16 protein-coding genes are annotated in these 14,316 nt (G+C 69.7%); 6 read left to right on the top strand and 10 right to left on the bottom strand.

Annotation, left to right across the window (positions count from 1 at the left end; genetic code table 11):
* Positions 1-92: 92 nt before the first annotated feature.
* The gene (locus ACFV2O_RS18385) at positions 93-248 is read left to right on the top strand and encodes a hypothetical protein (RefSeq protein WP_355080477.1); all 156 of its coding nucleotides are present in this window, start codon (positions 93-95) and stop codon (positions 246-248) included.
* 65 nt (positions 249-313) lie between these two features.
* On the opposite strand, the gene ACFV2O_RS18380 is transcribed toward ACFV2O_RS18385, so the two are convergent.
* From ACFV2O_RS18380 to ACFV2O_RS18345, 8 genes are read right to left on the bottom strand one after another with little or no spacing between them, the layout of a single operon-like run.
* Positions 314-1,255, bottom strand: coding sequence for an ABC transporter substrate-binding protein (locus tag ACFV2O_RS18380; protein ID WP_379252823.1), 942 nt, complete (start codon positions 1,253-1,255; stop codon positions 314-316).
* A 32-nt stretch (positions 1,256-1,287) separates the two neighbouring features.
* Positions 1,288-1,995 carry a class II aldolase/adducin family protein gene (locus ACFV2O_RS18375; protein ID WP_379252822.1) on the bottom strand — a complete coding sequence of 236 codons (708 nt, stop codon included), beginning with the start codon at positions 1,993-1,995 and terminating at the stop codon, positions 1,288-1,290.
* Positions 1,996-2,009: 14 nt separating this feature from the next.
* Positions 2,010-3,179 carry an LLM class flavin-dependent oxidoreductase gene (locus ACFV2O_RS18370; RefSeq protein WP_379252821.1) on the bottom strand — a complete coding sequence of 390 codons (1,170 nt, stop codon included), beginning with the start codon at positions 3,177-3,179 and terminating at the stop codon, positions 2,010-2,012.
* Complete coding sequence (locus tag ACFV2O_RS18365) at positions 3,176-4,276, bottom strand: LLM class flavin-dependent oxidoreductase (RefSeq protein WP_379252820.1); 1,101 nt, start codon at positions 4,274-4,276, stop codon at positions 3,176-3,178. The genes ACFV2O_RS18370 and ACFV2O_RS18365 overlap by 4 nt, the downstream gene beginning before the upstream one ends.
* A complete protein-coding gene (locus ACFV2O_RS18360) occupies positions 4,273-5,298 on the bottom strand; it encodes an ABC transporter substrate-binding protein (RefSeq protein ID WP_379252819.1) in 1,026 nt (341 codons plus the stop codon). Before ACFV2O_RS18360 ends, ACFV2O_RS18365 begins: the two co-directional genes overlap by 4 nt.
* Positions 5,295-6,074 (bottom strand): ATP-binding cassette domain-containing protein, encoded by a 780-nt coding sequence (locus ACFV2O_RS18355; protein WP_356965291.1) that lies wholly within the window; start codon positions 6,072-6,074, stop codon positions 5,295-5,297. Before ACFV2O_RS18355 ends, ACFV2O_RS18360 begins: the two co-directional genes overlap by 4 nt.
* Complete coding sequence (locus ACFV2O_RS18350) at positions 6,071-6,910, bottom strand: ABC transporter permease (protein WP_379252818.1); 840 nt, start codon at positions 6,908-6,910, stop codon at positions 6,071-6,073. Before ACFV2O_RS18350 ends, ACFV2O_RS18355 begins: the two co-directional genes overlap by 4 nt.
* Before the next feature lies 1 nt (position 6,911).
* Positions 6,912-7,946, bottom strand: a complete 1,035-nt coding sequence (locus ACFV2O_RS18345; protein WP_379252817.1) for an NrtA/SsuA/CpmA family ABC transporter substrate-binding protein — start codon at positions 7,944-7,946, stop codon at positions 6,912-6,914.
* Between the two features lie 257 nt (positions 7,947-8,203).
* Here ACFV2O_RS18345 and ACFV2O_RS18340 point away from each other — a divergent pair, with 257 nt between their 5' ends.
* From ACFV2O_RS18340 to ACFV2O_RS18330, 3 genes are all read left to right on the top strand, one after another.
* Positions 8,204-8,953, top strand: coding sequence for an IclR family transcriptional regulator (locus tag ACFV2O_RS18340; RefSeq protein WP_355080493.1), 750 nt, complete (start codon positions 8,204-8,206; stop codon positions 8,951-8,953).
* Positions 8,954-9,098: 145 nt separating this feature from the next.
* The gene (locus tag ACFV2O_RS18335; RefSeq protein ID WP_379252816.1) at positions 9,099-9,926 is read left to right on the top strand and encodes an SAM-dependent methyltransferase; all 828 of its coding nucleotides are present in this window, start codon (positions 9,099-9,101) and stop codon (positions 9,924-9,926) included.
* 73 nt (positions 9,927-9,999) lie between these two features.
* Positions 10,000-10,353: a hypothetical protein gene (locus ACFV2O_RS18330; protein WP_355080497.1), complete on the top strand. Its 354-nt coding sequence runs from the start codon at positions 10,000-10,002 to the stop codon at positions 10,351-10,353.
* Here ACFV2O_RS18330 and ACFV2O_RS18325 read toward each other — a convergent pair whose 3' ends face one another.
* Entirely contained in the window at positions 10,354-11,370 is a 1,017-nt protein-coding gene (locus tag ACFV2O_RS18325) for an NADP-dependent oxidoreductase (protein WP_379252815.1), read from the bottom strand. It lies immediately after the preceding gene.
* A gap of 456 nt (positions 11,371-11,826) precedes the next feature.
* Here ACFV2O_RS18325 and ACFV2O_RS18320 point away from each other — a divergent pair, with 456 nt between their 5' ends.
* Complete coding sequence (locus ACFV2O_RS18320; RefSeq protein ID WP_379252814.1) at positions 11,827-12,633, top strand: LLM class flavin-dependent oxidoreductase; 807 nt, start codon at positions 11,827-11,829, stop codon at positions 12,631-12,633.
* Between the two features lie 9 nt (positions 12,634-12,642).
* Here ACFV2O_RS18320 and ACFV2O_RS18315 read toward each other — a convergent pair whose 3' ends face one another.
* A complete protein-coding gene (locus ACFV2O_RS18315) occupies positions 12,643-13,248 on the bottom strand; it encodes a LysE/ArgO family amino acid transporter (RefSeq protein WP_379252858.1) in 606 nt (201 codons plus the stop codon).
* A 92-nt stretch (positions 13,249-13,340) separates the two neighbouring features.
* On the opposite strand from ACFV2O_RS18315, the gene ACFV2O_RS18310 reads away from it, so the two are divergent.
* A complete protein-coding gene (locus ACFV2O_RS18310) occupies positions 13,341-14,222 on the top strand; it encodes a LysR family transcriptional regulator ArgP (protein WP_355080505.1) in 882 nt (293 codons plus the stop codon).
* Positions 14,223-14,316: the final 94 nt, after the last annotated feature.

Raw genomic sequence — 14,316 nt, 5'->3', positions numbered from 1 at the left:
AGGATTTCATTAGGTGCAGAAGCTGATATGACATCGGTGCAGTGCGGCGCCGAACCTTCCGCTGAGATCACCGTGACCGCGGGGAGGGCACAATGCACACCGCTTTCTTGATTCCACTGCTCATCACACTATTGATCGTCACGGCGACGGCCGTTGTGGCCGGTTACGCCACCGTCGTCGCAGCCTATTGGTTCGAGCTGCGCTCCACCGAAAGGCACGGCGGCCGTCCGGATATCTCGCCGCGCTGACCTTCCCGGACAGCCGAATGGGCCGGGGATCGCTGCGACACCCCGGCCCGCCCGTTTCCTCCGATTTACGCCGTTACGCCGGATTCCGCGCGCACCGTGTCGCCGATCCACGGCACGACCGCGTCGCGGACCCGCACCGTCCGCGGCAGCAGGCCGTTGGCGGACAGCAGATCGGCCGCGTGCTGCTGTTCGTCCAGGAAGTCCTCGGAAACGGGTTCGACACCGAAGGGCCTGCCGCGCAGCGCGGCTTCCCACGCGTCCAGGCTCGCCGTCCCGCCGCGAGCCACCACGTCATCCACGAAGTACTGGGCGGCCGCGCGCGGGTTCTCCTTGATCCACGCGTCCGACTGTTGCAGAGCCGTGATGATCGCCGTCAGCGCCTCGCGGTTGCCTTCGGCGAAGTCCCGGCGGGTGAACCACAGCGAGGGGTGGCTGAACAGCGATTCGGTGTCCACGAGAGTGCGCAGGTCGGCGGCCGCCTCGACCGCGGCCAGACCCGGATACGCGCCGACCCACGCGTCGAGGTCGCCGCGCAGCAGAGCCGCGCCGCCGTCGTGCACGTCGACGTCCACCGGCTCGATGTCCTTCCAGGCCAGACCCGCCTGGTCCAGCGCGAACAGCGCGAGCGTGGTCTGCCAGGAACCGTGCGCGATGCCGACCCGCTTGCCCTTCAGATCCAGCACCGTCTCGATGCCGGAATCGGCCTTGGCGACCAGGCGGCCGTTCTCCACCCGGGGCCCGGAGATACCGACGTAGACGATGTCTCGGCCGTTGGCGAGCGCGGTCACCGGCGGCGTGAAGCCGGTGCCGATGAAGTCGTAGCCGCCGTCGAACAGATGATCCGAATGCAGCGACGGCAGTCCGCGCGCGGGGTCGACCGGAGCCGGGCGCGGCAGCTCGCGGAGGTCGACCCATTCCACGTCGGGCAGCAGGTTTTCCAGGACGCCACGGTGGCGCAGGACGAACAGGGAGTTGTTGTGCGGGAAGTAGCCGACACGAATGGTCATGATCGCTCCTCGATCTCGATGTGCGGGGCCGGTCAGATCAGGCCGCGGCGGCGCGCCTCGTCGGCGAGACCGGTGCGGCCCCACTGCACCGCGAGATTGGACGGGTCGAATTCGACCGAGCCGCCGAGAGTTTCGGCGATCGCCTGATATTGCGCGCCCTCCTCCAGCAGCACCACGAACTTCGCCAGCTCCAGCAGTCCCGAGCGTCCGATGACGTTCGCGCCGCCGTTGGCCTCGAAGATCGCGACCAGATCCGGGTCGTCGACCAGCTTGGACAGGATGAAATCGCCCGCGCCGATGCCGCGATCGATGTGCGGCGGAACGGCCCGGGACAGGGTGAGCCGCTGCGCGGCCGCGTAGCGGATCGGCAGCGTGCGATGGGTCTGCGCCCATCCACCGAGCCACGGTGTGTGGATGTGCACCACGGAGGTGATCTCCGGATGCGCGCGGAACACCTTCGCGTACCCGGTGACGAATCCCGCGGAGCCGGTGCCGGACAGCACCTCGCCGTCGAAGGTGGCGACCACCGGCGCGACGGTGCGGTCATCGGCCCACGGGCCCGGTTCGTTCAGGGCGACGGCGATCTCCTCGCCGGGCACTCGCTCCACGAAATTGACGGTGCCGTTGCCCGCGACGGTGCCGGTCTCCCGGAACACCCGGAATGCCTTCTCGGCGTCGCGAACAGCGGCGGCGACGAAAGCGGTGACGGACTCCGGCAACCGGGTCTCGGTGGTGGTCATGGTCTCTCCTGAATCTATCGAGCGGGGGAAAGGGATGCCGCGGCGGCGGACGCGGTGAGCCGGGATCGGCCGAGCAGCGGGAGCACCTCTTCGCCGACGCGGTAGGCCTCCTCGAGATGCGGGTTGCCCGCGAGGATGAACGCGTCGACGCCGAGATCGATCAGCTCGTCGAGCCGCTGCGCCACCTGTTCGTAGCTGCCGACCAGGCCGAACGCGGGACCGCCCCGGATCAGGCTGAATCCGCACCAGACGTTGGGTTGGACCTCGAGGTCCCGGTAGCCGGTGATGGTCTCGGGCACCCAGCCCTGGATGCGGGCGGCCCCGACCGAATCGCCCTTGGCGGCGCGCTCGGCCGCGCCACGGTCGACGAAAGCCCAGCCCTTCTCGATCTCCGCCCAGGCCGCTTCCTCGGTGTGCCGGGCCAGGACGTCGATGCGGACGGCGAATTTCGGCGTACGACCGATGGTTTCGGCGTTCGCGCGCACGCCGTCGAACTTGGCGCGCAGATCGGCGAACGGCTCCAGCCAGGACAGGTAGTAGTCGGCGTGTCTGCCCGCGGCGTGCACCGCGGCGGCGGACGATCCCGAGAAGTACACCTCGGGGAAAGGCTGACCGGCGATGCCCGGCGCGAGCGCCGCACCCTCGGTGCGGAAGAACCGGCCGTCGTAGTCGTAGGGCTCGCCGTCCCAGACGCCGCGCAGCACGTCGAGGAATTCGCTGGTGCGGGCGTAGCGGTCGTCGTGGGCGACCTTGTCGCCCCACCACAGCTGGGCGGGACCACCGCCGCCGCTGATGATGTTGTAGACCAACCGGCCGCCGGTCGCGCGCTGCAGGCTCGCCGACATCCGCGCGGCCTGCACCGGATGCAGGAAGCCGGGCTGGAAGGCGACCATGAACCGGTAGGTGGTGGTCTCTCTGGCCAGGGCCGCCGCGACCGCCCACGGGTCGTCGGTCACGGGGAACGACGGCAGCAGGCCGCCGAGGAATCCGGCCGATTCGGAAGCCTTCGCGACCGCGGCCATGTGGTCGATGTAGCCGTAGCCGTCGAGCGCGCCGTCGCGGATGGCCGGTGCGATATTGCCCGGCCCGTAACCGTTGGCGTGGCCGCGGTTGTAGCGGCGCGGCGTACGCAGCGACGCGTGGTCGCCTTCCATGCCGATGCGCCAGTAGATGTCGATGGTCATGCGGTTGCCTCCTGCGCGGTCAGCGTGCGGCCGGCCGGGTCGGCGAGGAACAACAGGTGTTCGCCCACGCGGTGCAGTTCCTCGATATGCGGGTGTCCCGAGAGCACCACGCTGTCGACGCCCGCCGTCACATAGGACGAAAGACGGTGCGCTACCTGCTCATAGCTGCCCACGAGGCCGATGTTCGCGGCGTATCCGAGTTCGGCGAACCCCGCCCAGCGGCCGTCGCCCAGATCGTGTTGCCGCGCGCCGGTGCCGTCCGGGCGCACCTCGCGCCACTGACGTTCGACGCGGGCCCACGCCTCGTCCTCGGTTTCCCGCGCGACGACCGGCAGCTCCAGTCCGGCGCGCACCGCGCGTCCCGCCGCCGTCGCGCGTTCGCGCAGGGCGGCGATCGCGGTATCCACGCCCGCCGCGGTCTCGGTGAAGACGTGCACGTCCCCGTGCTGGGCCGACAGTTCGAGCGCCGCCGCGGAATCACCGGACAAGTAGACGGTCGGGAACGGCAGCCCGGAGAGGATGCCGCGGAAACCGCCGTCGATCACGTCGTAGTACGTGCCTTCGTAGTGGAATCCGGTACCGGCGAACCCCGCCGACGGCACCGGAGCGTCGTTCCATACGCCACGGGCGACGGTCAGGAACTCCGCGGCCCTGGCGTAGCGGTCGTCACCGGTGACGCGATCACCGCGTGCTCGCGCGTCGTCGGGATCGGTGTCCATGGCCAGCTGCCAGGCCAGCCGACCACCCGAAATGCGTTGCAGGGTGGCCGACATCTTCGCGGCATAGACCGGAGTGCCGAAAGCGGGCTGGAATTCGACGACGACGCGCGAGTACCGCGTGCCGCGCAGGGCGCCGCCCGCCACGATCCACGATTCCTCGCCGTGCGGATCGTAGGGCGCGAGCACGCCGTCCAGCCCGGCCAATTCGGCGGCGTCGACGATCTGGGCGAGGTCGTCGAACGGACCGAACCGCCCCGGCCGCAGGTCGGTCACCGGCGTCACCGGCGCGGGCCCGCCGAAACCGCCGCGGTTGCGTCGATCTGGGCGGGCGTGGCGGCCGTCTCCACGGGAAGGCAAGCGCCACAGGAACTCCGTCATGCGGGGACCTTCCCGGACTCGACGATCTCCCTGGCCCGGGCCAGCGGCTCGGGCGCGACCCAGGAATCCAGGTCGAAGTCGGCGGCGAGGAATCCATGCGTGTAGAGGAATTGCTTCTGCACGCCGATCAGCTCGATCCGCTCGTCCGACAACGAGGGGTGCAGATCCCGGTGGAAGTTCTCGCCGTACGCCGCGACGACCCCCTCCGGACCGGACAGTGTTTCCCGCTGGAGCACGTCCCGCACTCCACTCAGATCGCCCGCGGCCCAGTCCGCCGCGCGCAGGCTCTGCGCGAGGAACTCGACGACCACCTCCGGACGCGCCTGGAGTAGCTCCTCGTGCACGGTGATCGGGCGTGGCGTGCCGTTGTTGACCCGGAAGCGTTTGGCCTCGGTGGCGTCCAGGTCCACCGCGACGCGCAGGCCGTGCTCCCTGGCGACCTCTTGCGCCCGGGCCCCCTTGACATAGATGGCGTCCACCTCGCCGCGCAGCAACTCCTCGACGCCCCAGGTGACCACGCGGCGATTCGCCTGGACCTCCGTGCGCACCTGCGGGTTCCGCTCGACGCCGATCTCGGTCACGCGGACGTCGGCGAGGGTATGTCCACCGAGACGCAGCGCGTTCGCGAAACCGTGCAAGGCCATCGCGCGGGGGAAGCTGCGCGGCTGGTCCCGCGCCCACGCCGGGACGCCGATGCGCAGACCGGCCAGCTCGGCGGGGCCCGCGACGGTGGATTCCGGACCGACCAGAATGGCTTGCGCCTCGTCGATCCAGGTCAGTCCGATCAACCGGGTCGGCGAGCCCTGGGCGCGCGCCGCCAGGGCCGGAACGTTGCCGCCCTCGCGGATCAGCCCGGACAGGTCGTGCAGGAAATGGTGGCCGGCCAATTCCGGCCCGGCGTCCTGCAGGACGCCGAACTCGAGCCCGGCCCGGGTGGCGGCGTCGCCGAGCCAGCCGAGGCTGTGCGCGAGCCCGCTCGCGGTGGGCACCGGGCAGCGGGTGTACCAGAGGGTGTCGGTCATGAGGCACTCCTTGGAGCGGACGTGGTGCTACCCACGCCGAGCCGGCTGAGGAAAAGTGATCGGAAATGCAGGGTTTCGGGGTCGGCGCGGTCGCGCGGACGGGCCACGTCGATGTCGACGTCCACGGCGAAGCGCCCTTTGTCCAGGATCAGTACCCGGTCGGCCAGGCGGATCGCCTCGTCGACGTCGTGGGTCACCATGAGCACCGCGGGACGGTGCCGGGCCACCAGATCGCCCACCAGATCCTGCATCTGCAGGCGGGTCAGCGCGTCCAGCGCCGCGAACGGCTCGTCGAGCAGCAGCAGTTCCGGTTCGCGAACCAGGGCGCGTGCCAGCGCCGCGCGCTGCGCCTCGCCGCCGGAGAGCGTGGCGGGCCATTGCCTGGCTTTGCCGTCGAGGTTGACCTCGGCCAGTGCGCGTAACCCGGCTTCGCGGTTGTGCCGGGAACGCCGCTGTCCGACGATCACGTTCGCCAGCACCCGTTTCGAGGGGATCAGCCGCGGCTCCTGGTAGACGGTGGTGCGCCGCGCCGGGACGAGCACCTGTCCCGCGTCCGGCGCCTCCAGTCCGGTGAGCAGGCGCAGCAACGTGGTCTTGCCGGTGCCGCTGGGCCCGAGCAGGACGACGAACTCGCCGCGCCGGATGGTGAGGTCGACGCCGTCGAGCACGGTCTTGGCGCCGAACGACTTGCGCAGGCCGGTGATCGAGACGGCGACCGGCTCCTCCCCGGCGGGTGCGGTGACCACCTCGGCTCCGGGTTCGGTAATGGTGGTCATCGGATCGCCACCTGTCCGCGCCATGGCATAGCGAAGCGCTCCGCCAGCCGCACCAACCCGTCGAAGACCAGGCCGAGCAGTGCGTACAACACCACGCACAGCACCATGTAGTCGGTGCGGTTGTACTCCTGGGCCAAGGTGACCAGGTAGCCGACGCCCTCCTTGGTGCCGACCTGCTCGGCCGCGATGAGACCGGTGATGCTGATCGACAGGCACACGCGCAGCGCCATCAGCACGCCGGGCAGCGCTGAGGGGAGGATGACCTCCAGCACCAGCCGCGGCCCGATCAGCCCGAAACTGCGGGCGGCCTCGACCATCTTGCGATCGACGTTGCGCACGCCGAGGTAGGTGTAGGCGTACATCGGCGCGACCGTCGCTACGGCGATGAGCAGCACCTTGTACAGCTCGTCGATGCCGAACCAGGCGATGAACAGCGGCACCAGCGCAAGGAACGGCACCGCGCGCAGGATCTGCATGGTCGAATCGACCAGTTCCTCACCGAGACCGGACAACCCGGAGACCAACCCCAGCGCCAGCCCGATGGCCACGCCGATCCCGACGCCGAACGCGGCGCGGGTGAACGACGCCACCGCGAAGTCGAACAACTGGCCGGTGCCGAGCAATTCGGTGAACGCCGTCCACACCGCGGGCGGTCCCGCCAGCACGCGCTCGGAGATCGCTCCGCTCGCGGAACCCGCCCACCAAGCTGCCACGATCACTGCCGGGAGCAGGAACCGCAGCGGCACGGAAAACCATGCGGGCCTGCGCTTGCCGACGCGCGTGCGGGGCGGGGCGAGCTCGGTGGCCCCCAGCCCGGCCGCCACGACGACCGCCATCTCAGCTGCCCGCCTTCACCGATGCCAGCTGCTCGGGCGTCAGCTTCGACTTCAGGTCGTAGAAGATATCGGCGGCGGTGATCTTGCGGGTGACGACGCCGTTGTCGAAGAAGGTGTTCACCACGTCGGCCAGCGCGGTGGCGTCGGTCTCGTTCGGCAGGTGCGGCACGGTGGCCTCCGCCCCCACCCGGTAGGCGTCCGACAGCCGCTGGCCCGACAGGGCGCGCGGGCCGGTCTTCTCGAAGACGTTCTCGAACTCGGCGGGGTTGGCGCGCTGCTTCGCCGTGAGGTCCTGCAGCACTTCGAGGTATTTCGCCGCGATGTCCGGACGCTGATCGAGCACCTCGGTGCGGAACACCACCACCGAGTTGTCGTTGGAGCCGATGCTCTTCTCCGTGGCGATCTCGACGCCGCCGTTGGCCTTGGCCTCCTGGTAGGGCACCAGGAACGACGACCAGCCGTCCACCTTGCCGGTCGCGAACGCCGAGGCGGCGTCCTTCTGCTGCAACGGAACCCTGGTCACCTTGTCGGCCGGGACGCCTGCCTGCGCGAGCGCCTTGAGCAGGATGTATTCGCCCTTGGCCGCCGGGTTCACCGCCACGCGTCTGCCGACCAGCTCGGCGACCGAGTGCACGCCCGATTCCGGAGTGACGATGATGCCGCTCTGATCCTTGCCCGCTGGATCCTGTACCGCGACGATCCGCACGCCGACGTCCTTGGACAGCGCGCCGACGACAGGGCTGAACGCCGCGCCGGAGACGTCGAGTTCCTTGGTGTTGAACAACTTCAGGTTGGAGCTGAAGCCGGGGGTGATGCTGACCCACTCGATCTTCGCGCCGAGTGGTGCCAGCGCGGCGTCGAAGGTGCCGTCGCGCTTGCCGACCGCCAGCGGCCCGGAGTTCCCCGGGTCGGCGACCTTGAGCACGAAGGAAGCGCCTGCGCCGGTGGCGCGGTCGGTGTCCGAACCACACGCGGCGACGAGTGCGACTAGGGGAACGATCGCCAGCGCGATGCGCATGAGGGCTTGCCGCCACATCGTGAGGACTCCTTGTCCGAATCGTCGATCAATGCTCTCGGAGAGTAGGGACGGCAGCGCGGGGTCACGAGGTAATGCTTTCCGTAGATCGGAAAGCTTGACATATCGAGCTCTCTGTACTGCCCGGACTTAATGCGACTGCGAATGTCTCTCGGACCGCGCCATCGCCGATCGGTCCACGCTGCTCACACCAAAGTTTTCCAAATAACGGAAAGAGCAAACTCTCTGGTCCGCATGCTTGTGTTACCGTCACAGTCGTGGAACCCTCCGGCGTGCAGACCGTCACCCGCGCCCTCTCCGTGCTGGACTGCTTCCGTGACGGCCGGGAGCGCGGCGTCTCGGAGGTCGCGCGGCAACAGGGTCTGGCGGTCAGCACCACGCACCGGCTGCTGACCACGCTGGTGCAGGCGGGTTTTCTGGAGAAGAACGCCGAATCCAGTCGATACCGCATGGGCGGCGCGCTGGCCGAGTGGGGGCAGATCGCCTACCGCCAGCACCGGATCTACCTCGCCGAACCGTATCTGGAGCAGCTCGCGGGCACCACCGGGGCAAGCTGCTCGGTCGCCACCCGCCACGGCATCCACGCCGTGCTGCTCGGGACCAGCCGGTGGCGGGAGACCGACGGGCACAAACTGCAGGGCGTGCGGCTGCCCCTGCACGCCAGCGCGCTCGGCAAGGCCCTGCTCGCCTGGTCCGAGGCCACCGACGAGCAGTTACGCGAGCTCCCCTACGACGAGGGCACCGAGCGCTCGGTATCCGGCCCCGGTGAACTGCGCGCCGAGCTGGTCACCACGCGGGAGCGCGGATACGCCTACAACGACGAGGAACTCGATCCGGGCTTCCGCACCATCGGCCTGCCCATTCTCGATCCGGCGGGCCGCTGCCGGTTCGCACTCGGTCTGCGCGGCCCCACGACACTGATGATTCCCGAACGGGTGCCGTTCTTCGTCGAACTCGCGAAGGTCACCGCCCAGGAGATCGCGGCCAGATTCGCCGCCGCCGACTGACTCTCCGGAAACGGACCAATCGGCCGAATTACCGCTCATTGTGGATGCGTCACCCTATTCTTGACGCGTAATTCGTAGCGCGAGGTCGCCTTTGGAGGCGACAGGGGTGCGGCGCCGGTCCTGCGTCGCCAGGAAAGGAGTCGCCATGCCGGACGGTCACGCGCGAGTGCGCGCCGGATCGTCGACCAAGCTCGACACGAGCCTGCCCCATGAGGCGCGGGTGTACGACTACTGGCTCGGGGGCAAGGACAACTACCCCGCCGACCGCGCCCTCGGCGACACGGTCGCCATGCACATCCCCGGTATCCGCGAGATGGCCCGCGCCAATCGCGCGTTCCTCGGGCGGGCGGTGCGCCATCTGGCCTGCGAGGCGGGCATCGATCAGTTCCTCGACATCGGCACCGGTCTCCCCACCGCAGGCAACACGCACGAGGTGGCCCAACACACCGATCCGGCCGCGCGCGTGGTCTATGTCGACAACGATCCGCTCGTGCTCGCTCACGCCAGAGCACTGATGGCGAGCACGCCGCAGGGCAGGATCGCCTTCCTGGACGCGGATCTGCGCGATCCGAGCGCCATCCTGGACGCACCCGCCTTGGCCGATACCTTCGACCAGGACCGGCCCATCGCGATCCTGCTGGTCGCGGTCATGATGTTCTTCCGCGACAGCGACGACCCGTACGGTGTCGTCGGCCGGCTGCTGGACGCGGCCCCGTCCGGCAGCTATCTGGTGCTCACCCACTTCACCGGCGATTTCGACCCGCGCCCGATGGCGCGCGCGGCGGCAGCCGCTCAGCAGGCCGGCATCGCGTTCCAGCCGCGCAGCCACGCGGAGACCGAATCCTTCTTCGCCGGAACGGAACTCGTCGAGCCGGGAATCGTTCCGGTGGACGCGTGGCGCCCGGACACGGATGCCGCTCCGGCCGCGACGCGGTCCGCCTGGTATCTGGCCGGCGTCGGACGCAAACCCTGAGCGGCGTTTGAGCCGCCGCCGTTCGGCAATCACGTCGGAGGAACCGGCGGCCAGGGACGGCGAGGTGGTGAACATGGTCGAAGACGTCGAGAAACGCTGGCGCGATCCGCGCGGGTTCCGGCGCGCCGCGACCTACGTCGCTTCGGTGCTCGCCACCGCCGCGCTGGTCTTCCTGCTGGCCGTGCTGTGGGCCGCGCAGCGCGAGTGCGCGGACGCGGACAACCTGCTGTGCGATACCGCCGCGCAGGTCGCCGTGGTGCTCGGCCCGTCGGTGGTGCTGCTGATCGGCGGCATCGGCGCCTTCGTCGAAACCTACGTGCAGTGGCGCCGCGGCCGGACCTGGCCCATCTGGCAGGGCGCGGGCTGGTTCCTGTTCGTGCTGATGGTGGTCTACCTCGGGATCGGCGGCGGCGCGGTGGCGAGCTGATCAGTCGGCGACCCGCACCACCAGCTTGCCGAAGTTGCGGCCCTCCAGCATGCCGATGAACGCCTCGGGTGCGGCGGCCAAGCCGGACACGACGTCCTCGCGGTACCGCACGCGTCCGTCGGCGACCCACTCGCCCATCTCGCGCAAGAATTCCGGATACAACTCACGGACGAATTCGCTTTGGATGAACCCGCGCACCGTGAGGCTCTTGGTCAGGATCCGGCTGTAGTAGGCGGGCAGCCGGTCCGGGCCCTCCGGGGCGCCGGTGTCGTTGTAGTTTGCGATCAGCCCGCAGACGGGCACACGCGCGTAGGTGTTCAGCAGCGGGTACACCGCGTCCGCCACCGCGCCGCCGACGTTCTCGAAATAGACATCGATGCCGTCGGGGACCGCCGCCGCGAGCTGCTCGGCGAAATCGGGAGCGCGGTGGTCGAGTGCGACATCGAATCCGAGTTCGTTCAGATATTCGACCTTGCGCGGGCCGCCCGCGATCCCCACCGTGCGGGCGCCGTCGATCTTGGCGATCTGGCCGACGGCCGAGCCCACCGGTCCGGTGGCCGCGGCGACCACGAGCGTCTCGCCCGGCTGGGGTCTGCCGATCTTGCGCAGTCCGGCGTAGGCGGTGAAGCCGGGCATGCCGAGCACGCCGAGGGCGGTCGAGACCGGAACCTTGCCGGGGTCGAGCTTGCGCACGCCGCGCGCCGGGACGACGTCATGGGACTGCCACCCCGAATAGGCCAAGACCACATCGCCTTTCGTCAGCGACGGGTCGCGGGATTCGATCACTTCGGCCACGGTCGCGCCGACCATCACCGCGCCGATCTCGACCGGGTCGGCGTAGGACTTCGCCGAACTCATCCGGCCCCGCATGTACGGATCGAGCGACAGGTACAGGGTGCGCAGCAGAACTTCGCCCTCGCCCGGAGTGGGGAGTTCCGCGGTCTCGGTCCGGAAATTCTGCGCGGTGGGCGCACCCACCGGCCGGGAAGCAAGCACGATTCGCGTCGACTCGACCATGCGCCCACCCTAGCCTCGAGCGCGGGCGCCACCCGCCCATGTCCGTTCGTGTCCGACGATCACCGCCGCAGCGATTCCGACCGGAGGAAGGAGCCGCCGTTCGCCCCCAGTGTCCGGCTCCAGATCCAGCGCGGTCATGCCCGCTACGCCCGCGACCACGCCGATGTCGGCCACGACACCGCGTTCGGCCGGGCTACGGTCCCGACCGCTGGTCGATGCGCTGCTCTCCCGCGAGTCCGACCGATCCCGAATGTCGCGCGGGCGCTGCTCGCCGACTCGCATCAGCCGGTCCGCGACATACGGTCGGCCCACGTCATCCGTGCCCGCCCGCGGCCCGCACCGGAGGCGGTCGCCGAAACTCGCTACGCGGCAGCCGAATCGATGTGAGCGTCCGGGATATCGACTCGAGCGAGCGGAACATTGGCTCGGACGCGAGGTGTTCGTAGCGTCGGAAGCATGACCTTGGAAATCGGCATCATCCTGCCCACCTCGACGCCGGACCCCGCGAAACCCATCCTCGGCGACGTGCGAGCCGCCGCTCGTCTGGCCGAAGCGAGCGGCCTCGACTCGGTATGGTCCACCGATCATCTCGTGGCCAGCGCGCCGATCCTGGACAGCACCGTGGTGCTGGCCACCGCCGCCGCCGCGACCGATCGCATCCGCATCGGGTACGGCGTGATGCTGCTGGCCTTGCGGCCGGTCGCCTGGGCCGCGAAGCAGATCGCCACGCTGCAGTACGTCTCCGGTGACCGGCTGATCCTCGGTGTCGGCACCGGCAACCCGGCGCACGGGGATGTCGGGTGGCGTGGCGCGGGGGCGTCCTTCGCCGAGCGCGGCCGCCGCACGGACGAGGCGCTGAGTCTGCTGCCCGATCTGGTCGCCGGGCGGCCGGTCGTCCTTCCGGACGGCACCGAGGTCGCCTTGGCGCCAGGTGCGACCATGCCGCCGGTGCTCGTCGCGGGCGACGCCGAACGGGCGCGGCGGCGCGCCGCCGCCTATGCCGAAGGCTGGGTCGCCATCGGACTCGAGCCGAGCGAGATCGGCGCGCACGTAGCCGAATTGTCCGCACTCGCTGCGGAATACGGCCGTCCGCCGCTCACTGTGACGGTCGTCGCGCCCCCGCTGGCCACCGATCCCGGTCAGGCCGCCGAGCAACTGTCCGCCTACGCTGAGGCGGGCGCGGCGCGCGTCGTCCTCGCCCTTCCTGGCCCGGAGTGGCAGGCCGGCTACGAGTTCGCCGCGAAGATCAAGGAGCAGTTGTGAGCGCGGCCTTCACCCGATGCACAACAGCCCCAGCCCGAGGACGAGCAGCACCGCCGCGATCACCGAATCCAGCACGCGCCACGCGCGCGGACGGGCGAACAACGGGCCGAGCAGGCGCGCGCCGAAGCCCAGTGCGGTGAACCACAGCACGCTGGCCAGCATCGCCCCCGCGCCGAGGAACCAGCGATCCGGGCTCGCGTACCTGCTGGCGAGGGAGCCGAGCAGCACCACGGTGTCCAGGTAGACGTGCGGGTTGAGCCAGGTCAGCGCGAGGGAGGTGACCACCGTCGCGCCGAGCGCCGCGGTGGTCCGCCCGGATTCGGCGCTCAGCGCGGCGGAGCCGAACGCCCGCCGTGCCGCCAGCAGCGCATAGCCGATCAGGAACGCCGCCCCGGCGTAACGCGCCACCACGAGCACCCCCGGGGCCGACTGCACGACCACGCCGAACCCGCCGACCCCGGCCGCGATCAGCACGATGTCGGACACCGCGCACACCGTCACCACCGCGAGTACGTGCCTGCCACTGATCCCTTGCCGCAGCACGAACGCATTCTGCGCACCGATCGCCACGATCAACGACAGGCCGAAGCCCAAACCGGACACGGCCGCCACCATCGCCGAGGAAACGCTCACGTCCAGCGACGCTAAGGCCGCGGATCATACCCAGACAAGCTAAAGATTCTTATCTATCATTACGCTTCCTTAATATGGATCTCCAGCTCGACCAGCTCCGCGCACTCGACGCCGTGATCACCGAGGGGACTTTCGACGCCGCGGCCCGACGGCTGAGTGTCACGCCGTCGGCGATCAGTCAGCGGATCAAGGCGCTGGAGGACGCCGCGGGCCGGATTCTCGTGCAGCGCACGAAACCGGTGCGCGCCACCGAATCGGGGCTGGCCGTCCTGCGCTTGGCCAGGCAGATCCAGTTGTTGACGGGCGATACCGCACGCGAACTCGGCGGCGAACCCTCCGACGGTCCGATCCGGGTGCCCATCGCGGTCAACGCCGATTCCCTGGAGACCTGGGTGCTGCCCGCGCTGGCCCGCGCACCGCGCGGCGTGTGCTTCGAGATCCATCGCGAGGACGAGGAACACACCACGCGTCTGCTGCGCGACGGCACCGTGATGGCGGCGATCACCTCGACCGCCCAGCCGGTGCAGGGCTGCAAGGTCGATCGACTCGGAGCGATTCGCTACCGGCCGATGGCGAGTCCGGAATTCGCCGCCAGCTGGTTCGCCGACGGGGCGACGGCGAAGTCCTACGCCGCGGCTCCGGTCGTGCTGTTCGACCGCAAAGACGACCTGCAGGATCGCCTGCTGCGCAGGCGCGGTCGCAAACCGCTGAATCCGCCACGCCACTATGTGCCTTCGTCCACCGGATTCGCCGAGGCGGTCCGGCTCGGGCTCGGCTGGGGCATGCTCCCCGATCTGCAGACCCGCGACGGCCGAGCCGACGGCCGCTTGGTCTCGATCGATCCCGGCGTCGTCATCGATGTCCCGCTGTACTGGCAGCAGTGGCGTCTGGACTCCCCCGCCCTCGGTGCGGTCGCCGCGACCATCGCCGCCGAGGCGGCGAACGTCCTCCGCTGAAATCGGACTTACCCCTTGCCCGGCAACATGTTCCGTTCATGACACCGCCGGGGCAGGGTGCGTGCACCCAGCCCCCGCGGCCCCCGATCCCTGG

This window comes from Nocardia sp. NPDC059691 (genome assembly GCF_042733915.1).
Taxonomy (GTDB): Bacteria; Actinomycetota; Actinomycetes; order Mycobacteriales; family Mycobacteriaceae; genus Nocardia; species Nocardia sichangensis.
This window is presented reverse-complemented; position numbering and strand designations above follow the sequence as displayed.